This is a genomic window from Alkalibacillus salilacus (genome assembly GCF_030812915.1).
In the GTDB taxonomy this organism is placed as follows: domain Bacteria; phylum Bacillota; class Bacilli; order Bacillales; family Alkalibacillaceae; genus Alkalibacillus; species Alkalibacillus salilacus.
On record NZ_JAUSTQ010000004.1, the window covers coordinates 24,147 to 42,943 of the forward strand.

19 protein-coding genes and 1 riboswitch are annotated in these 18,797 nt (G+C 41.0%); of the genes, 5 read left to right on the forward strand and 14 right to left on the reverse strand.

The window, feature by feature from the left end:
- Positions 1-118 precede the first annotated feature (118 nt).
- Positions 119-772, forward strand: a complete 654-nt coding sequence (locus J2S77_RS05980; protein ID WP_306975561.1) for a peroxiredoxin — start codon at positions 119-121, stop codon at positions 770-772.
- A 150-nt stretch (positions 773-922) separates the two neighbouring features.
- Positions 923-2,719, forward strand: a complete 1,797-nt coding sequence (locus tag J2S77_RS05985; protein ID WP_306975564.1) for a M3 family oligoendopeptidase — start codon at positions 923-925, stop codon at positions 2,717-2,719.
- A gap of 64 nt (positions 2,720-2,783) precedes the next feature.
- Here J2S77_RS05985 and J2S77_RS05990 read toward each other — a convergent pair whose 3' ends face one another.
- Positions 2,784-3,287: a GNAT family N-acetyltransferase gene (locus tag J2S77_RS05990; RefSeq protein ID WP_306975566.1), complete on the reverse strand. Its 504-nt coding sequence runs from the start codon at positions 3,285-3,287 to the stop codon at positions 2,784-2,786.
- A gap of 132 nt (positions 3,288-3,419) precedes the next feature.
- On the opposite strand from J2S77_RS05990, the gene J2S77_RS05995 reads away from it, so the two are divergent.
- Both J2S77_RS05995 and J2S77_RS06000 read left to right on the forward strand, forming a co-directional pair.
- The gene (locus J2S77_RS05995; RefSeq protein ID WP_306975568.1) at positions 3,420-3,785 is read left to right on the forward strand and encodes an ArsR/SmtB family transcription factor; all 366 of its coding nucleotides are present in this window, start codon (positions 3,420-3,422) and stop codon (positions 3,783-3,785) included.
- Positions 3,782-5,875: a heavy metal translocating P-type ATPase gene (locus tag J2S77_RS06000; protein ID WP_306975570.1), complete on the forward strand. Its 2,094-nt coding sequence runs from the start codon at positions 3,782-3,784 to the stop codon at positions 5,873-5,875. Before J2S77_RS05995 ends, J2S77_RS06000 begins: the two co-directional genes overlap by 4 nt.
- 32 nt (positions 5,876-5,907) lie before the next feature.
- Here J2S77_RS06000 and hisC read toward each other — a convergent pair whose 3' ends face one another.
- From hisC to hisZ, 9 genes are read right to left on the reverse strand one after another with little or no spacing between them, the layout of a single operon-like run.
- Positions 5,908-6,966 (reverse strand): histidinol-phosphate transaminase, encoded by a 1,059-nt coding sequence (hisC, locus tag J2S77_RS06005; protein WP_306975571.1) that lies wholly within the window; start codon positions 6,964-6,966, stop codon positions 5,908-5,910.
- The gene (gene hisIE / locus J2S77_RS06010) at positions 6,959-7,591 is read right to left on the reverse strand and encodes a bifunctional phosphoribosyl-AMP cyclohydrolase/phosphoribosyl-ATP diphosphatase HisIE (RefSeq protein ID WP_306975572.1); all 633 of its coding nucleotides are present in this window, start codon (positions 7,589-7,591) and stop codon (positions 6,959-6,961) included. Before hisIE ends, hisC begins: the two co-directional genes overlap by 8 nt.
- 6 nt (positions 7,592-7,597) lie before the next feature.
- Positions 7,598-8,356: an imidazole glycerol phosphate synthase subunit HisF gene (gene hisF, locus J2S77_RS06015; RefSeq protein ID WP_306975574.1), complete on the reverse strand. Its 759-nt coding sequence runs from the start codon at positions 8,354-8,356 to the stop codon at positions 7,598-7,600.
- Complete coding sequence (gene hisA, locus J2S77_RS06020) at positions 8,350-9,069, reverse strand: 1-(5-phosphoribosyl)-5-[(5-phosphoribosylamino)methylideneamino]imidazole-4-carboxamide isomerase (protein ID WP_306975576.1); 720 nt, start codon at positions 9,067-9,069, stop codon at positions 8,350-8,352. The genes hisF and hisA overlap by 7 nt, the downstream gene beginning before the upstream one ends.
- Positions 9,066-9,671, reverse strand: a complete 606-nt coding sequence (hisH, locus tag J2S77_RS06025) for an imidazole glycerol phosphate synthase subunit HisH (protein WP_306975577.1) — start codon at positions 9,669-9,671, stop codon at positions 9,066-9,068. The genes hisA and hisH overlap by 4 nt, the downstream gene beginning before the upstream one ends.
- A gap of 11 nt (positions 9,672-9,682) precedes the next feature.
- Positions 9,683-10,273 carry an imidazoleglycerol-phosphate dehydratase HisB gene (hisB, locus tag J2S77_RS06030; protein ID WP_306975579.1) on the reverse strand — a complete coding sequence of 197 codons (591 nt, stop codon included), beginning with the start codon at positions 10,271-10,273 and terminating at the stop codon, positions 9,683-9,685.
- A 14-nt stretch (positions 10,274-10,287) separates the two neighbouring features.
- Positions 10,288-11,574 carry a histidinol dehydrogenase gene (hisD, locus tag J2S77_RS06035; protein WP_306975581.1) on the reverse strand — a complete coding sequence of 429 codons (1,287 nt, stop codon included), beginning with the start codon at positions 11,572-11,574 and terminating at the stop codon, positions 10,288-10,290.
- Positions 11,564-12,217, reverse strand: a complete 654-nt coding sequence (hisG, locus tag J2S77_RS06040; RefSeq protein WP_306975583.1) for an ATP phosphoribosyltransferase — start codon at positions 12,215-12,217, stop codon at positions 11,564-11,566. The genes hisD and hisG overlap by 11 nt, the downstream gene beginning before the upstream one ends.
- Entirely contained in the window at positions 12,204-13,448 is a 1,245-nt protein-coding gene (gene hisZ / locus J2S77_RS06045; RefSeq protein WP_306975585.1) for an ATP phosphoribosyltransferase regulatory subunit, read from the reverse strand. The genes hisG and hisZ overlap by 14 nt, the downstream gene beginning before the upstream one ends.
- 124 nt (positions 13,449-13,572) lie before the next feature.
- Here hisZ and J2S77_RS06050 point away from each other — a divergent pair, with 124 nt between their 5' ends.
- Positions 13,573-14,358: a histidinol-phosphatase HisJ family protein gene (locus J2S77_RS06050; protein WP_306975587.1), complete on the forward strand. Its 786-nt coding sequence runs from the start codon at positions 13,573-13,575 to the stop codon at positions 14,356-14,358.
- Positions 14,359-14,602: 244 nt separating this feature from the next.
- Here J2S77_RS06050 and J2S77_RS06055 read toward each other — a convergent pair whose 3' ends face one another.
- The 4 genes from J2S77_RS06055 to J2S77_RS06070 form a co-directional block, all read right to left on the reverse strand.
- Positions 14,603-15,418 (reverse strand): DUF368 domain-containing protein, encoded by an 816-nt coding sequence (locus tag J2S77_RS06055; RefSeq protein WP_306975589.1) that lies wholly within the window; start codon positions 15,416-15,418, stop codon positions 14,603-14,605.
- Between the two features lie 76 nt (positions 15,419-15,494).
- Positions 15,495-16,259: an ABC transporter ATP-binding protein gene (locus tag J2S77_RS06060; RefSeq protein WP_306975591.1), complete on the reverse strand. Its 765-nt coding sequence runs from the start codon at positions 16,257-16,259 to the stop codon at positions 15,495-15,497.
- 11 nt (positions 16,260-16,270) lie between these two features.
- Positions 16,271-17,311, reverse strand: a complete 1,041-nt coding sequence (locus tag J2S77_RS06065) for a FecCD family ABC transporter permease (protein WP_306975593.1) — start codon at positions 17,309-17,311, stop codon at positions 16,271-16,273.
- Between the two features lie 24 nt (positions 17,312-17,335).
- The gene (locus tag J2S77_RS06070; protein WP_306975596.1) at positions 17,336-18,337 is read right to left on the reverse strand and encodes an ABC transporter substrate-binding protein; all 1,002 of its coding nucleotides are present in this window, start codon (positions 18,335-18,337) and stop codon (positions 17,336-17,338) included.
- A gap of 132 nt (positions 18,338-18,469) precedes the next feature.
- A riboswitch (cobalamin riboswitch) is annotated at positions 18,470-18,654 on the reverse strand.
- Positions 18,655-18,797: the final 143 nt, after the last annotated feature.

Consider the following 18,797-nt stretch of genomic DNA (forward strand, 5'->3'; position numbering starts at 1 on the left):
ACGACTCACTAATTGGGTCGTTTTTTTTTGATTTTTCTGTATCTATTTGTTAAAGTGAGTATATAATAAAACATAGTAAGTTTATCAGAATTATAAACTATTAAAGGAGCGATGTTTTATGAGCGAAGAGCAACAGTATCAAATGCCACGTATTGGCGATGATGCCCCTTATTTTGAAGTGCAAACAACACAAGGTCCCATTAAATCAACTGATTACAAAGGAAAATGGCTTGTGCTATTCTCACATCCAGCGGATTTCACTCCTGTCTGCACAACAGAGTTTGTCGCATTCCAAGAAATCTTACCTGAACTTAAAGAATTAAACACAGAGCTACTTGGTCTTAGTATCGACAGTAATCAATCTCATCTTGCGTGGGTTCGTAATATTGAAGAAAATTTCAATGTTAAAATCGAATTCCCTGTGATTGCTGACTTAAGTAAAGATGTGGCTAAAAAATACGGTATGATCCACCCGAATGACAGTGGTACTGAAGCAAACCGTGCCGTATTCGTCATTGATGATCAACAGAAGATTAAATCAATCATTTATTACCCGTTAACTACAGGGCGTAATATGGCTGAGATTGTCCGTTTAGTTAAAGCCCTACAAACAACAGCTAAGCACCAAGTTTCAACACCAGCAAACTGGACGCCAGGTGATCAAGTCCTCGTTCCACCACCTGGGACTCAACAAGATGCAGATGCACGTGTGAATGATGACAGTGTAGAAGTTGTTGACTGGTATTTAGCGAAGAAAGATTTAAATGAATAATGCCTAATTGAATCGCGCAACTTGGATGTTGCGCGATTTTTTGTTGAATTTATTTCAAGTTTCGAAATTTTCTTCACTCGAACTAATGAGTATGCTATACTGTCGTTGTATTATTAAGAAAATTATGAAACTAAACAGGAGGTTCGTTGCATGCCACAAACAAGTTATCCGATTGTCTGGGATTTAGAGACATTTTTTCAGGGGGGTAGTGATTCTGAAGAACTGCGCCAACATTTAGATGATGTTAAAGATCGTCTAAAAACATATTCAGCAAAACTAAATCAATTTGAGACCCCAACGTCTAGTTCTGAGGCTGATCACATTGCTTCACTCATAGAAGAGGGTTCAAATGTTAGCCAGCACATTCGTCAAGCTGGTGCTTTTATTACGTGCTTAGAAGCTCAAGATATGACGGATCATAAAGCAAGTACCCTTCGTAGTGAAGTGATGGAACTAAACGCGACTTATGGCGCGGCTTTTAACCGTTTCAAGCAAAAGCTAGCCCAAACAGAAGTGTCCGTTTGGCAAGAATTACTTAAACACGAGCAGTTAGCTGAACTTTCATTTGTCTTAAATGAATGGCGTGAAGCGGCGCAAGAGCAGCTATCAGAAGATGAAGAGTCCTTAATTACAGCTCTTTCTGTTGATGGTTATCATGCCTGGGGTCAGATGTATAACACCATCGTTGGTGAAATGACTGTTAACGTGACAATCGACGGTGAAGAAAAGGAATTATCAGTTGGCCAGGCCAATAACTTACTTTCACATGAAGATCCAAATGTGCGTAAACAAGTCTATGAGAAGCTTGAAGCTGCTTGGAAGGAAAAAGAATCACTATTTGCGAACACATTAAACCATTTAGCTGGTTTCCGTTTAAACGTTTATGACAAACGTGGTTGGGACAATGTGTTAAAAGAACCCCTCGATATTAACCGTATGCAACAAGAGACGCTTGATGCGATGTGGGGTGCAATCACAAAACACAAACAACCTTTTGTTGATTTCTTATACCGCAAAGCAAGCTTACTAGGTAAAGAGAAACTAGATTGGTACGACTTAGGTGCTCCAACTCAAGAAAACACTCAAACTCTATCTTATGATGAAGGTGCTCAGTTTATTTTGAAACACTTTAAGCAGTTTAGCCCGAAACTCGCTGATTTTGCAGAGCATGCTTTTGAAAATGGATGGATTGAAGCTGAGGACCGTTCAGGAAAACGCCCTGGTGGTTTTTGTACTGGATTCCCATTAAGTGAAGAATCACGAATTTTCATGACTTACAGTGGTTCTATGTCTAACGTCGCTACCTTAGCACATGAACTTGGCCATGCTTTCCATACGCATGCATTAAAGCCCGTTCATCCATTAAACCGTCGCTATGCCATGAACGTTGCTGAGACAGCGTCGACATTCGCTGAAATGATCGTAGCTGATGCATCTGTTAAAGAAGCTGAATCCGATCAAGATAAAATTGCGTTATTAGAAGATAAACTGCAACGAAGTGTAGCGTTTTTCATGAATATCCATTCACGCTTTTTATTTGAGACGCGTTTTTACGCAGAACGTAAAAATGGATTCGTCCCAGCTGAGCGATTAAATGAATTAACGGATCAAGCACAGCGTGAAGCTTATCAAGACGCTGTACAATCTACGAGTCCAAGCTATTGGTCTAACAAACTACATTTCCATATTACGGGCGTGCCTTTTTACAACTTCCCGTATACATTCGGTTATCTATTCTCACTTAGTATCTATGCGAGAGCACTTGAAGAAGGCGTGAGCTATGAAGACAAGTACATGGCATTATTGCAGGATACGGCTCGTATGAGTGTTGAGGATTTAGCCATGAAACACTTAGGTGAGGATATCACAAAAGAAGCGTTCTGGGAAAAAGGCATTGAGCTTTGTAAACGAGACGTCGAGGAATATCTCGATCTAACATCCAAATAGTAGGATTAAACCTAAAAAAGGCCGGACAATTGCAAAATGCTTTGTCTGGCCTTTTAAATTTAGCTTATGAAGAATGAACCTTCTTTTCATAGTAATAGAACGGCTGCGGAAACTGCCCATGGTATTGTCTGTCTACTAGGGTGTAGTTTCCTTTTTCGAATAATTTCAACGCCGCTTCATTTTCTCCATTTGTATCTGTACGAATATAAGGAATATCATGCTGTGCAGCTAGTTGTTCAGCATATTCGTAGAAGGCTAATCCCACTCCCTTTTGTCTCGCTTGTGGTGATACGGCGACACGTTTCAAACAGAGAAATGCATCAGCTTCTGACCAAGCAATTTCGTGATATTCTTCGTGCCCTTTGTTGCTAATACACGCCACACCAATCACCTGATCATCCTGTTCACATACATATAATTCACCATTATGTAAATCCTTTTCATAATGCTCACGAAGCGGGTATGTCTCGCCCCACTGAGTTAAACCTGCTTGAGCCATCACCTGTTTAGCCTCATCGACAATCTCTTCTATTTGATCTAACTCGTGTTCTATTGCCTCTCTAATCATTTCAATCACCTATTACTTTTTTCATTAGTTTATCATATCACCACACTAAAGTGAACGCTCATGTTTGACATTCAAATGAAGATTTGAATATAATACAATCAAATCTTCATTTGAATGAAAGAAGGCGACATTATGATGAAATTACCAAATTGTACATCCGAAATTAGTGAAGAACAATTATCTCATATACATCAAACTGTCACAGAAACAGCAACAACATCCGTTACCCAATTATTCAAAGTCCTTGCTGATCCCACACGTGTGAAAATCGCCCAAGCCTTAACAATTGAAGACGAACTCTGTGTTTGTGATGTGGCAGCTGTCACCGAAACATCTGTTGCAACAGCATCACATCATTTAAGAACGTTAAAGCAACATGGTCTAACTAAAACCCGTAAACATGGGAAGAATAGTTACTACTCTTTAGATGATCATCATGTCGTCCAATTGATCCAAGTAGCTGTTGAACATCAACATGAACAGGAGGACTTGTCATGACGCAAGAAACCTATTACGTACAAGGAATGTCTTGTTCCTCATGTGCGAAAACGTTTGAAGACAATGTTAAAGAGATTAAGTCCGTTGATGACGCTGACGTCAATTTCGGTGCCTCCAAAATTACGGTTTATGGCGAAGCATCGATTGAAGACCTTGAGAAAGCCGGTTCATTCGAACAATTAGCCGTTTCTAAAGAATACAACAAGCAATCATTTGATCTCATGAAAACCTTGAAATCAAACTGGCATTTAGTCACGTCGTTCATTTTACTTCTAGTTGGATTAGTCACACTAAGTCAATTAGGTGAAGAACACATCGTTACAACAACAATCTTCCTGGGTTCAATAGCAATCGGCGGGTACTCGTTACTCCAGGCTGGTGTGCGTAATCTAATCAAGTGGCGCTTCGATATGAAAACACTGATGACCATTGCCGTTATTGGCGCTGTGATTATTGGCGAATGGGTCGAAGGAGCTGTTGTCGTCATATTATTTGCGATTAGCGAATGGCTCGAGGAATTTTCGATCGACCGCGCACGTTCGTCGATCCAATCACTCATGGATTTAGCACCTGATACAGCCACCGTCAAACGAAACGGGCAAAATGAAGTCGTCAATGTCAAAAACATCGAAATTGGCGAGACTGTCATCATTAAACCCGGTGAGAAAATCCCTGTCGATGGTGTCGTCTCAATTGGCGAAAGTTCGATTAATCAAGCCGCTATTACAGGTGAGTCTGTTCCTGTCTATAAAGCTGGGGGTGAGAATGTATTCGCTGGTACCCTTAATGAAGAAGGCTATTTAGAAATCACGGCGCAAAAGCGTGCGGATCAATCAACGTTAGCCAAAATTATTCATCTTGTTGAAGAAGCTCAAAATGAAAAAGCCCCTGCACAGCAGTTAATCGACCGATTCGCGGCTTACTACACACCACTTATTATGGTTATTGCCCTTGGCGTTGCGACGATTCCACCTCTAGCATTTGGTTTAAGTTTTGAAACATGGCTTTATCAAGGCCTGGCCGTTCTAGTCGTTGGTTGTCCATGTGCCCTTGTCATTTCTACGCCTGTTGCGATTGTCACGGCAATTGGAAGCGCTGCCCGTAACGGCGTGCTTATTAAAGGCGGCTCATTCTTAGAAACTCTCGGTCGAATTAAAGCGATTGCGTTTGATAAGACAGGAACCATCACTCAAGGAAATCCTGTCGTTCAACAATATGAACTTTTCGATGATCACGTATCACCAAAAGAATTTTTCCAATTAGCTAGTGCTTTAGAAACGAAATCTCAACATCCATTAGCACAGTCGATTATTGATTATACAGATAACCAATTCGGAATGAATGAAGCATTCACAGTTGAATCCTTTCAATCCTTAACAGGAAAAGGTGTTCAAGGAACAATTGATGGTACTCACTATACGATTGGAAGCCCTGAAATATTCGAGTTAACTGAAAAGCAACAAACCAAAATCGAAGAAGCTCAGGAGCAAGGATTCACGGTGATTATTTTAGGTGATCAAGAGCGTCCACTTGGCTTTATTAATATCGCTGATCCGTTACGTTCTATTGCTAAAGACATGATTGAGCAATTAAAAGAAGCACAATTAACCGATACGATTTTATTAACAGGTGACCATGATCGAACAGCTCAATCAATCAGTCATCAAGTTGGTATACATCAATATATCGCCAAGCTATTGCCAAAAGATAAACGAACGCAAATTCAACAATTACAAGAGAGCCATGGTACTGTTGCTATGGTAGGTGATGGTGTGAACGACGCGCCAGCGCTTGCAACTGCTGATGTTGGTATTGCAATGGGAGGTGCTGGAACCGACACAGCATTAGAAACAGCTGATGTCGCGTTAATGGGAGATGATTTAACGAACCTCCCTTATACCGTGAAGTTAAGCCGGAAAACATTAAGAATTATCAAGCAAAATATCATTTTCGCTTTAAGTACCAAAGCTATCGCCTTACTATTCGTCATACCAGGATGGCTCACATTGTGGATTGCGATCTTAGCTGACATGGGAGCAACCTTACTCGTTACACTCAACGCCTTACGTCTCATGAAACAAAATAAATAATAATGCCGGAGGTTACTAACCCTCCGGCATTATTATGATATCAGCGCTTGAATGATATCAATCAAGCGTTTCATTTCGTCATCTGTCCCAATTGAAATTCGAACATAGCCTTCTAATCCTGGTTTATTAAAGTAGCGAATATAAACCCCTCGAGCTTTTAATTGTTGATATAAGGTTTCAGCACCAATTCCATTCGGCTTAACAAATAAAAAGTTAGCTTTGGATTCAGCCACCCAAAATCCGAGTTGCTCTAAATCATGCGTCACCCATTCACGCGTTTTTACAATGGCTTGTAAAGTCTCGTCATAATACGGTTCATCAGCTAATGCCGCTTCAGCTCCTGCTAAAGAAACGCGGTTTATCGTATAAGAATTAAATGAATTCTTAATCCGTTCTAACCCTTCAATTAACGCTACATCACCAATCGCGTAACCGACTCTTAGCCCTGCTAAAGCATGTGATTTAGATAATGTCTTCGTCACTAATAGATTCGGATATTGCTTCGTTAGACTTATAGCGGATTCCGCCCCAAATTCTACATAAGCCTCATCTACAATTACCACTTGATTGGGATTATGAGCGACAATAGATTCGACTTCTACGCGCGATAACGCTAAACCAGTCGGCGCATTCGGATTAGGAAAAATAACGCCGCCAACTGATCGCTTTAACCCTTCAACATCAATCGATAAGTCATTTTGTAAAGGTATCTGTTGAAAAGGAATATCATAGAGATTCGCATAAACAGGATAAAAGCTATACGTAATCTCTGGCATTTTAATTGCTTCATTTGGGTCGAAAAACGCTTGAAACGCAAACGCTAGTACTTCGTCTGAACCGTTTCCAACAAAGACTTTATTGACATCTACACCTTCTCGCTCAGCAATCACCGCTTTTAATCGGTCCGCTGTCGGGCTTGGGTATTTCTTTAAATCAGCATTGATCGACTGTTCCATAGCCTCAAGCGCAAGAGGTGATGGTGGAAATGGATTCTCGTTTGTATTTAACTTAATAACATTGACATCACTAGGTTGCTCCCCTGGTACATAAGGCTCCGCTTCTCGAGCTGTCCGACTCCAGAATTTACTCATTGGAATCCCCTTTCATCCGTTCGGTTAATACAGCTTTAACATCATCTGTACTCAAACCACGCTCAGCCATTAACACAAGCGTATGATACGTCAGATCTGCTATTTCCATTGCTAGATTCTCGTTATCTTGATTTTTGGCTCCGATAATGACCTCTCCTGCCTCTTCACTTACTTTCTTCAGGATTTTATCAACGCCTTCGTCAAATAGATAATTCGTATATGAGTTTTCTTGAGGATGGTCGCGTCGGTCTTGAATAGATTCAAAGACACGTTCAACTATTTGTGGGTCAACTGTTGATTCCTCACCTAAGTCCACTTCACGGTAAAAGCAACTCTTCTCACCTGTGTGGCAGGCTGGGCCAGTTTGTTCAACTTTTACAAGTAGAGCATCTTGATCACAATCATAGTATAATTGTTTGACATGCTGCTCATTTCCAGATGTTGCCCCTTTTTGCCACAATTCTTCGCGGCTACGGCTATAAAACCATGTACGTTTGGTTTCGATTGTTTTATTTAACGACGTTTCGTTCATATACGCTAGCATTAATACCTCACCTGTTCGCACGTCTTGTACGATGGCTGGGACAAGGCCTTGTTCGTCGAATTGAATATTTAATGATTCCACCTAAGATCACCCTAACCTAATCGGAAGTTCATGATTATATAAATACTGTTTTAGATCGCTTAATTCTATTTCATTAAAATGAAAGACAGAAGCGGCTAAGGCTGCGTCTGCTTTTCCATTCGTTAATACATCGAGGAAATGTTCTTCATTACCTGCACCACCAGAAGCAACAACAGGGATATTAACATGGTCACTTAACTGAGCCATCACATCGCTTCGATAGCCTTGTTTAACGCCATCAGTATCCATGACATTTAAAACAATCTCGCCAGCGCCACGTTCCTCCCCTTCTACTGCCCATTCGATTAACTTCTTACCCGTGTTCTCTCGGCCGCCTTTCACAAAGACGTACCATTCACCGTCCTCTTCTTTCACATCAATCGATAAGACAACGCATTGATTGCCAAAACGGACAGATGCTTCATCGATCAGATCTGGATTCGTGACAGCCGCACTATTGACCGACACTTTATCAGCACCAGCTTGGAGAACAGCCCGAAAATCATCAACTGTTCGAATCCCACCACCGACTGTAAATGGGATGTGAACTTCTTCTGATACACGTTCGACCACGTCTAAGAAGATATCGCGTTTTTCATGAGAGGCCGTAATGTCATAAAACACCAGTTCATCGGCACCTAGTTCGCTGTAGCGCTTACCTAATTCGACTGGGTCCGCCACATCCTGGATATCAGTGAACTTCTTCCCTTTTACCACTCGACCGTCTTGTACGTCTAAACATGGAACAATTCGTTTGGCTAACATGTTGATGACTCCTTCATAATCGCTGCTAGACTCACTTTATTTTCATAAAGCGCCTTCCCAACAATGGCACCATAAAGTTTCACTGAACTTAGTTCGCGTATGTCTTTTAATGATGTCACGCCACCTGATGCGATGACATTAAGCGAGGTTGCTTCATTCATTTCATAAAGCGCGTCGATATTGGGACCTTGGAGCATGCCGTCTTTCGCAATATCCGTATAAACGATCGTTTTGATTCCATAAGACTGCATCTGGACAGCAAAATCAACCGCCTCTAATTCAGATGTTTCAAGCCAACCGTCCGTTGCCACATAACCATCACGTGCATCAATTGATACCACAACACGGTCACCACCAAATTGTGCGGCGGCTTCTTTAGCAAACGCCGGGTCCTTCACAGCCGCAGTCCCTAATATAACTCGCGTCACGCCTTTATCTAATAACGTTTTAATACGATCTACATCGCGCACGCCGCCGCCAACTTGCACTGGAATATTAACGTGACTCACAATTTGTTCGATTACCTCACCGTTCTCAGAAGGATCACCTTTGGCTGCATCCAAATCGACTAGATGTAAGTAGCTCGCGCCATCACGTTCCCATTGTTCCGCCATCTCAATAGGATCACCATAAACGGTTTCATCGTTATAGTCACCTTGCTTTAAACGAACGCATTGCCCGTTTCGTAAATCAATCGCAGGAAAAATTCTCATTGCACCATCTCCCCGAAATTTTTTAGTAATTGCATACCGACACGCGAGCTTTTCTCTGGATGGTACTGTATTCCCATCACATGATCTCGCTTAACAGCTGACGTAAACGACTTTCCATAAACCGTCTCGTGTAAAATATCCGCTTCATGCGTCGCTTGAGCATAATAGGAATGAACAAAGTAAACATAGTCCTCATCTTGAACATCTTCATTAAGCGATGTCGTTTGTTTTAATGCTAACTGATTCCAGCCCATATGTGGGACTTTCACATCGTCAGAAAATCGAACAATCTCACCCTCTATCAAGCCTAAACCAGCATGTTCACCGTGTTCATAACTTTTGTCGAACAACAATTGCATTCCTAAACAAATTCCTAATAGAGGCGTTCCCTTGTCTACTTCTTGTTTAATCGTATCGACAAAGCCACTTGATTCAAGACGCTTCATCGCTTCGCCAAAAGCTCCAACACCCGGCAAAATCATCCCATTTGCTTGCGCTAAATCATCTGGATCATCCGTGACGAATGCGTCAATTTCTAATAGTTTTAATGCGTGTTTCACATTTTTTAAATTACCTGCTCCGTAATCAATAATGGCTATCATGGCTGAACTCCTTACTCTGACAGCGTTCCTTTTGTTGATGGAACGGATCCATCTTCATCTTTAATCGTCACCGCTTCATTTAATACGCGGCCAAATCCTTTAAAAATTGATTCAATGATATGGTGATTATTTGAGCCGTGCATCAATTTAATATGAAGCGTTACACCCGCTTGAGTGATAAACGCACGGAAGAATTCCTCGACGAGCTCTGTATCAAACGAGCCGACTTTTTCACCTAAGCCATCTACATCAAAAACTAGATATGGACGATTGGACACATCGATCGACACTAAGCTTAAAGCCTCATCCATCGGCGTAAAATCAGATGCATATCGCGTGATTCCAGCTTTATCACCAAGGGCTTGTTTAAAGGCTTGACCTAAGACAATCCCGACATCTTCTACAGTATGGTGATCATCTACATACGTATCGCCATCAGCACTTACTGTTAAGTCAAAAGAACCGTGTGCAGCAAATAGCGTTAACATATGATCCAAAAAGCCAACACCTGTATCAATATGAATGTCTTTTTTACCATCTAATCCGTAAGCTAAACTAATCGCAGTCTCACTTGTTTCTCGTTTAATCGTTGCCTGACGCATATTCTAACCTCCCCTTAATCATTAAACCGAATCCGGACCGACTCCCTATGTCCATCAAGCCCTTCTTCATCAGCAAACCGCTCCACTTGATGTCTCACTTGATTTAAAGCATTCTCTGTATAATAAATCACGCTAGATTTTTTCATGAAATCATAAACCCCAAGTGGTGAGGAAAACTTAGCTGTGCCATTTGTCGGCAATGTATGATTCGGCCCAGCGAAGTAATCACCGAGAGGTTCAGGTGTATAATGTCCCAGAAAAATCGCTCCAGCATGTTTAACATGAGGTAACCATTCGAATGGTTCAGCTATTTGTAATTCCAAATGTTCTGGTGCCCAAGCATTCACAAATTTCATCGCAGTCTCTAAATCTGATACAACATAAATCCCGCCTTGTTGCTGAATCGACTCTTGTAAAATAGCTTGACGATCACGTTGTTTCATTTGCGCTTCTACTTCTAATTGTATGGCTGAAGCGATTGATTCACTCGTCGTCACAGCAACAGCTGATGCGAGTTCGTCGTGCTCAGCTTGTGCGATTAAGTCAGCAGCGACATAAGCAGGTTCTGCTGTTTCATCTGCTATAACACACACTTCACTTGGCCCAGCAATCATATCAATACCAACATCACCAAAGACATACTTTTTAGCACGTGCTACGTACGCATTGCCTGGCCCGACAATTTTATCAACAGCCTGGACTGTTTCCGTACCATAAGCTAAGGTTGCCACACCATGAGCGCCTCCAACTTTTAAAATCTGACTTGCGCCCGCCAAATCAGCAGCAACTAAAGTCATCGGATTTATTGTTCCATCAGCTTGTACTGGCGTTGTCACAATAATATCACTTACACCTGCCACAACAGCCGGCATAATATTCATCAGAACCGTTGATGGATAAGCAGCTTTTCCTCCAGGGACATAAACACCCACGCGCTCAATTGGCGTGACTTGCTGACCTAACCACACCCCTTGTGCATCTGCCGAATACCATGAGGTCTCTTTTTGTTTAGCATGATAATTTTTAATATTCGCATTCGCTTCATTTAGGACCTCGATCATATCCTCACTTACGCTATGATAGGCTTCCGCTATTTCTGCTTGTGTCACGATATAATTGGTTAGATGAACGCCATCTAATTGATGGATATAATGTTTAACTGCTTTATCCCCATCTTGTCTAATCGCTTGGACAATGGTTTTAACACGGTCATCAATCCCATCGTATTGAATGGCGTCACGACTTTTACGATTCTTGATAATTTGAGGGATATCATTTGTTTGAATACGATTAATTTCCATTTGTGACACGTCCTTTTTCATCAACGATTGATTTAACTTGATCGATCACTGGACGAATGGCTGTTCCTTTTGTCTTGAAACTGGCCTTGTTCACAACAAGTCGAGCACTAATGGACAGCATCGTCTCGATCACTTCGAGATTGTTTTCCTTAAGCGTACTCCCCGTTTCTACAATATCGACAATCACATCACTCAATCCGACTAATGGGGCTAATTCAACCGAACCATTTAGTTTAATTGTTTCTACTTGGCGTCCTTGTGCCTGGAAATAGTCATTGGTGATCTTCGGATATTTCGTTCCAATGGTGAGTGATTGTTGTGCAGACAATTCCGTCCCTGGTTCACCAGCCACCGCGAATTCACATCGGCCAAAGCCTAAATCTATCACTTCAAACACGTCTGCACCTGCTTCAAGCAGTGTATCCTTTCCAGCAACGCCTATATCAGCAGCACCATTCTCTACATAAGTGCCCACATCCATTGCTTTGACTAAAATCAGTTCATAATGGCCATCATCACTAATGAATGTTAATTTACGCGTTTTTTCGTAATAAGAGGAGAATGAAATGCCAATTTGTTCAAGCAATTCTAGACTTAAATCGGCTAAGCGTCCTTTGGCGAGAGCAATTTTAATCGTTTCCATTCGTTAAACCTACCTTTTCAAAAACGTCGTCCAGTTGGTGATAAGTTTCCTGTTGTCCGTTTATAACCATCATTTGATTCACAACATTGATGACTAATTCAGCTTGATTGATTGAATCTTGATCAGAAGCTAACGTCGTTACGACATTGTATTCACGTAACTGCTGAGCTAACTTCATAGCTGTTTTGATTGTGTCATCATTGGTCATAACGACAGCTTGCGTTGGTTTCGGTAATGAGACAGCTTGCTGTTGTTTGACGATTCTCAACAAGTCGTCAACATAAACACCAAAACCAATGGCACTCGTTCTAAGGTTAAAATACGTCATCAGTTGGTCATAACGCCCACCTTGAATGACTGGTTTACCGTAGCCTTCGATATAACCTTGAAACATAACCCCTGTATAGTAATTCAAATGATTGACTAAGCCAAGATCAATCGACACATCTTCAGCATAACCTAGTTCATCCAGGCGCTCCACTAAACGCGTTAAATGATCTAAAGCTTTAGTCATTTCACTGTTTAAAACGAGTGTTGTCGCTTGTTTTAGTACTTCACCAGGCTTACCAAATAATTGCGGTAATTGGAGCAAAGCTTGCTTTACCGTTTGTGATACGTTTAATTCATCCAATAAGTCACTTAGTTCATACTCATTTTTCGCTTCAAGTTTTGCCTGTATTTGCGCTTCCGCTTCAGCGTCTAAATCCGTTTCACTCATTAAAGCTCGAAAGAAACGAGCTTGACCTAATTCGAGTTGAATAGCGTTTAAGCCGGTATGTTTTAATGATTTAATCGCTAAAACAACCATGTCTAAATCATTTAATTCGCGGCCATCGTCAAACCATTCCACGCCAACTTGGGAAAAGGAGCGAGACGTTCGGTCCGATTCACCACTTTCCATCCGAAAAATATTCGTCACGTAATACATTTTATTTAATAACGGCGCATCTGACGTCGCCTGTGAGGCCATGCGTGCAATCGGAACTGTTGCATCAGGCCTTAATACAAGCACCTTGCCATCACGATCAATTAACTTTATCATTTGATTGTCGTCCATCGTTCCAGGTATATTTTTAAATAAATCATAATACTCAAAAGTCGGTGTCTGAATCGGCTGACACCCATACACATGATAAAGTTGTTTAAGTCGATCTATTAATGTTTGTTTTAATTCATAATCTTGTGCGTATAAATCAGTTACCCCTTGAGGTAACGGTTGATTCAATGCCATATAAACACCCTTTATCACTCTATTTGTTTATCACTTTATCAGAATAAAGTTATGTAAAATATTTTAACGATTGCCCTATTAACTGTCAAGCCATTACAATGAGATTGATAGAAAGGATGAGACCATGTTTGATAATCATATGCATTCGAATTTTTCAGCTGACTGCGAAGCACCCATGAAAGACATGATCGAGGCGGGAATCAAGCGCGGTGTTAAGGAATTGTCATTCACCGAACACATCGATTATGACTATCCTGATCCGACGATTCACTTCGACGTTAATTTAGACCAATATGAACAAAAAATACGCGAGATGCAACAAACATACGGTAAGCAAATCACGATCCAAAAAGGTATTGAGCTTGGCTTTCAACCTCATTTAACGGCGCGTTATCAACAGTTATTACAAGAACATTCCTTTGATTTTATTATTGGCTCAATGCATACGACGGACCATAAAGACCTGCATTCTGGACGCCTATTCGAAGGCCAATCATTAAATGAAGCCTACGAAAAGTACTACACCGAATTATATGAATGCGCTAAAGCATTCGATCAATTTAGTATTTTAGGCCATATTGACTTAGTTACTCGTTATAAATATGAACCAGGCGTCTATCATTTTCATGACGTGATCGAAGAAATTTTTAAAGTCATTATTCCACGTGGACAAGGGATTGAAATTAATACGTCCGGCTACAAGTACGGCATGGACCGTGTTCACCCAACCCGTGATATTCTCCAATTATATTACGATATGGGTGGCGAGATTATCACAGTTGGTTCGGATGCCCACAAACCTGAGCGCGTTGCAGATCATATCGAATCAAGTTATGAACTATTGCGCGATGTCGGCTTTAACTATGTCACTACATTTGAGCAACAAAAACCGCAATTTCACAAATTATAATAATGAAGCAGTAGACGTAGAGTTATTATTAAAATACGCTCAATAATATTGATTCCCGCTCAAATATTAGTCTAAGCGCACAATTATACTGGATCACGCACAATTATTGGACAGACCGCACATTTAATAGTATAACTCGCTCATTTCGACTCACACTCGCACAATTCTTAATAACTTCCACAACAATCTGATACAAAAAACTGGGCTTATCCTATTTGCATAGGGTAAGCCCAGCTTTCCTCATTTATACTTGATGTTCTAATTTACCTAATAAGACCGCCACATAGAGACCCACACCGATCAGTGCGATACTCATGACATTTAGGACGATACTCGGTTGAAAACCTGGATAAATGACGACAATCGAGCCGACAACGAGACCAATAATTAACGCATACGTCTGATAAAAATAGTGCGATAAGAAATACCGAATAATTTTACTCATCACAAGTAACCCAAATCCGATCCCGAGCGCTAGCGGAATCAGTCCTTGAATCACAACATTTCCTAACACATATGTAAATGTCGGATACATGCCAACGAGTAGTAAAAGCAATGAACCACTGATTCCCGGTAAAATCATCGCAGAACTCGCTAACCAACCTGATAGGAACAACAAGACATATGTTCTTTCATCAAACGTTGTGATTTCCTCGGCCACACCTTCTTGGAAAAATGCAGTCGAAGCAACCAGTATAGTGGCTAGTCCAAACAACAGATAGTGACTAGGACCAAATGTCGTTTTATAATCAGATTTCTTCAATAACATTGGAATAATGCCAATAATTAATCCGATAAATAAAAACTGTATTTGATTCGGATAATGGTCAAATAACCATTCAATCGCATTAGCTAATGTAAACAACGCCAATAATACACCTAATCCAAGTGGGATCAAAAATCCAAGATGTTTCTTCCATTCACGTGATAATACACCATTAATCGCTTCAATCAATCGTTGGTAAATACCTAAAATAACAGCAATCGTTCCACCACTTATGCCAGGGACAATGTCACTAATCCCCATTAAGATGCCTCGATATATATTCCGCCATTCCATAAAACGTCAACTCCTATCCCATCTTACATACCTTCATCTATTCTATTATACATAACATGGTCAGTGGAAGATGCCCTTATAATAAAATTTGTGGAATATCTTTGATAGGATGACGAACGATTTGGGGCGTCGTTCGATAGACGGCTTCTAATGTCTCAGTAGTTAAAATATCATCACTAGACCCTTGCTTGACGATTTCACCTTGGTTAATCAAAATTAACCGATCACAATATTGCGCGGCTAAATTTAAATCATGCAACACCATGAGCACTGTTAAGCCAGTTCGCTGTTGCCAAGCTTTCACGATGTTCAAGACCTCCGTCTGATAACCAATATCTAAGAATGAAGTTGGCTCATCCAGTAATAGTAAATCAGGTTCTTGTACCATTGCCTTAGCAATCGCAACGCGCTGACGTTCACCGCCACTTAATGTGTCGAGCATTTGATCTTTTAAATCTGTTAAACCTGTCAAAGCTAACACATGATCGACCCGGTTTAAATCATCTGCACTTTCACGTTGGAAAAATTTCAAATGCGGATAACGTCCCATCATCACCGTATCATAAACAGTCATTGGATAAGGTGCGAGTCCATCTTGTGTCAGAACAGAAACACGCTGAGCCTTTTTCTTATGCGACCACCGTTTCACATTTTGGCCAAACAATAACACTTGACCATCTGATACGTCATACATCCCTGAAATTAATTTCATTAAGGTCGACTTTCCGGCACCGTTCGGACCGATTAAACCAACACACTGCCCCGCTTCCACATCAAATGACACATCAGAGACAAGTGTCTGTTCGTCAACAGTTTTCGACACATGTTGTAAGGAAAGCATGTGTATTCCTCCTAAAAGTACTCGCGTTTGGCTTGACGCAATAGATAAATGAAGAATGGTGCCCCTAAAAAGGCTGTAATCACACCGAGCGGTAATTCACGTGGTGCTAGGCTGACACGCGCTAATGTATCCGCTCCTACAAGAAATAGCGCGCCGCCAATGATCGATAATGGTAATATCATGCGATAATCAGATCCAACGATTAGCCGAATCATATGTGGTACGACTAGTCCCACAAAACCAATCGCACCTGAAACGGCAACTGCTGCGCCAGTCATGAGCGATGCTAAGATTAGCAGTATAAATCGAGTTCTTTCTACCGATACTCCGGAATGGTGCGCAACTTCCTCACCTAGTCCAAGCATATTAAGTTCTCGCGTAAACATCATGGCCACAATTGCTGTAAGAGCAATCACTGGTAAAACAACTGCGTTATAACTCCAATCCGTCAACGTCAAACTACCCATCATCCAAAACACAATCGTCTGCAATTTCTCATTTGCTAATGACATAACCAATGACAAACAGGCACCAAGAAAGGCTTGAACAACCACACCTGCTAAAATAATCGTTTCCATTCTGACCTTTTGACCGATTCGGGCAATCGAATAAACGACCATCAACGTTGCAAATCCACATATAAACGCAACGACAGGTAGTGTCATCTGCCCAATCCAAACCATTTGAATACCAAACACAAACGTCATTGCTGCGCCAAATGACGCTCCTGATGAAACGCCTAATATAAACGGATCAGCTAACGGATTGCGTAACACTCCTTGATAAAGCGCCCCTGCTAAAGCTAAAGCCGCTCCTACGACAGAAGCGAGTAAGATCCGTGGCATTCGCAAATCTAATACTATCGTCGCTGTTGAATCAGGCCAATCACGCTCGATCCATTCTCCCATAACAGGTACGTGTGACAATATAACTCGCCAAACAGTCGTGAATGATATTTGGGCTGAACCCAGTGATATGGATAATACCATTAATATCAATAATCCTATTAATAAACCGATAATCGTTAGCCATAAGGTCGAACGTTTTGCCATCATCAACATCCATTCATTTTACGCTTATTCCATCTCTTCTGGATACAATATTTCTGCCAGTCTCTCTACACCTTGAGCCAAACGCGGTCCAGGTCGTGAAAGAAGACTGTTTTTAACATCATAAATTTCTTCATTCTGAACGGCTGAAATACTATCCCAACCATCACGGTTCATGATTGTTTCATGTGCACCTTCTGTCGTATCACCGTATGTTGTAATAATGACATCTGGATTTTGCTCAATGACGACCTCTTCACTTACTTGTGGCCAACCTTCTTGATCTGCGATGATATTTTTACCACCTGCTAACGTTAGAACCTCATGTATGAAAGATCCTTCACCGCCAGAAAATAGTTCTGGTCCTACTTCAATCCAAGCTTTTTTCCGTTCTTCTTCAGGAATATCGCTTACCGTATCTTGAACATCACTGACTGTTGTCTTCATATCATCAATGACATCCTGAGCTTGGTTCATTTGACCAGTAGCTTGACCAACTAGTTCAATATCGTGATACACCTCTTCTAAACTTTGAGAACCTATAACTAACACTTTTAAGCCGGCTTCACGCATAGCATCAATATCGTCAGCATTTTCAACATCTGCGACGACTAAATCTGGTTCTAAACTGACAATTTTTTCGATATTCAGATTCATATCACCGACTGTTTCAACGTCGGTTACCTCTTCAGGATAATCTGCCCATTCAGACACACCATCTACTTTATCACCAGCACCTACTGAGTATACAACCTCGGTTGCGCTTGGAATGACGGACACGATTGATTCTGGTTCTTCTTCGATCGTGACTTCAGTATCTGTACGATCTGTTATCGTAATTGGATATGATTGCTCCTCAGATTCATTGGTGTCTTCAGATTCACTAGATTCATTTTCAGTTGTCTCTTCTCCGCTGTTTTCTCCATTACTTGCTTCTTCGGACCCCTCATCGCTTTGGCAAGCTGTTAACCCGACAGCTAACACGATTAATAACGTGAGAAGCCATTTTTTCAAGTTGCTTTGCATCATCTGTACCGCTTCCTTTCTATGAATTAAAAATGCGCTTATTTCCTCCGTGGACAGAAGAAAACAAGCGCATGTCGCTTTACTATATACAAATCAATCGATTGATATATAGCGTTCCCTTTGACCCCGAAGGAAATCAGCTAAAATATATAGGCAGGTTTCCTGGCTCAGGATCTTAGCGTCTAACCCCTTCCCGTCGATTCGACAGTGGTTTGGTTAGTTGCTCCTCTACACAGTGGCGGGACCGCGCCGGATTCACACCGGACTTCCCTATTAAGTGAATGCTACTCGTCATTCACACCTATATATTCTATTGATTAAATTAATCTATTTTAATCTTAAGCTCAAACAACATGAACGTCAAACAAATTTTGTTATTTTCTTGAATATTAACTTAAAAAAATGATTCGCTGTCCGATATTAATCTAGTAAGAAATATCGATGAAATTCGACATATTTATTA

What these genes read in the sequence shown, in the direction of transcription:
- J2S77_RS05995 (WP_306975568.1), top strand. Translation starts at nt 3,420, where the DNA reads ATGATGAAATTACCAAATTGTACATCCGAAATTAGTGAAGAACAATTA.
- hisB (WP_306975579.1), bottom strand. Translation starts at nt 10,273, where the DNA reads ATGCGTCAGGCAACGATTAAACGAGAAACAAGTGAGACTGCGATTAGT.
- J2S77_RS05990 (WP_306975566.1), bottom strand. Translation starts at nt 3,287, where the DNA reads ATGATTAGAGAGGCAATAGAACACGAGTTAGATCAAATAGAAGAGATT.
- J2S77_RS06050 (WP_306975587.1), top strand. Translation starts at nt 13,573, where the DNA reads ATGTTTGATAATCATATGCATTCGAATTTTTCAGCTGACTGCGAAGCA.
- hisA (WP_306975576.1), bottom strand. Translation starts at nt 9,069, where the DNA reads ATGAGAATTTTTCCTGCGATTGATTTACGAAACGGGCAATGCGTTCGT.
- hisZ (WP_306975585.1), bottom strand. Translation starts at nt 13,448, where the DNA reads ATGGCATTGAATCAACCGTTACCTCAAGGGGTAACTGATTTATACGCA.
- J2S77_RS05980 (WP_306975561.1), top strand. Translation starts at nt 119, where the DNA reads ATGAGCGAAGAGCAACAGTATCAAATGCCACGTATTGGCGATGATGCC.
- hisC (WP_306975571.1), bottom strand. Translation starts at nt 6,966, where the DNA reads ATGAGTAAATTCTGGAGTCGGACAGCTCGAGAAGCGGAGCCTTATGTA.
- hisG (WP_306975583.1), bottom strand. Translation starts at nt 12,217, where the DNA reads ATGGAAACGATTAAAATTGCTCTCGCCAAAGGACGCTTAGCCGATTTA.
- hisF (WP_306975574.1), bottom strand. Translation starts at nt 8,356, where the DNA reads ATGTTAGCCAAACGAATTGTTCCATGTTTAGACGTACAAGACGGTCGA.
- J2S77_RS06065 (WP_306975593.1), bottom strand. Translation starts at nt 17,311, where the DNA reads ATGGCAAAACGTTCGACCTTATGGCTAACGATTATCGGTTTATTAATA.
- J2S77_RS06060 (WP_306975591.1), bottom strand. Translation starts at nt 16,259, where the DNA reads ATGCTTTCCTTACAACATGTGTCGAAAACTGTTGACGAACAGACACTT.
- hisH (WP_306975577.1), bottom strand. Translation starts at nt 9,671, where the DNA reads ATGATAGCCATTATTGATTACGGAGCAGGTAATTTAAAAAATGTGAAA.
- J2S77_RS05985 (WP_306975564.1), top strand. Translation starts at nt 923, where the DNA reads ATGCCACAAACAAGTTATCCGATTGTCTGGGATTTAGAGACATTTTTT.
- J2S77_RS06070 (WP_306975596.1), bottom strand. Translation starts at nt 18,337, where the DNA reads ATGATGCAAAGCAACTTGAAAAAATGGCTTCTCACGTTATTAATCGTG.
- J2S77_RS06000 (WP_306975570.1), top strand. Translation starts at nt 3,782, where the DNA reads ATGACGCAAGAAACCTATTACGTACAAGGAATGTCTTGTTCCTCATGT.
- J2S77_RS06055 (WP_306975589.1), bottom strand. Translation starts at nt 15,418, where the DNA reads ATGGAATGGCGGAATATATATCGAGGCATCTTAATGGGGATTAGTGAC.
- hisD (WP_306975581.1), bottom strand. Translation starts at nt 11,574, where the DNA reads ATGGAAATTAATCGTATTCAAACAAATGATATCCCTCAAATTATCAAG.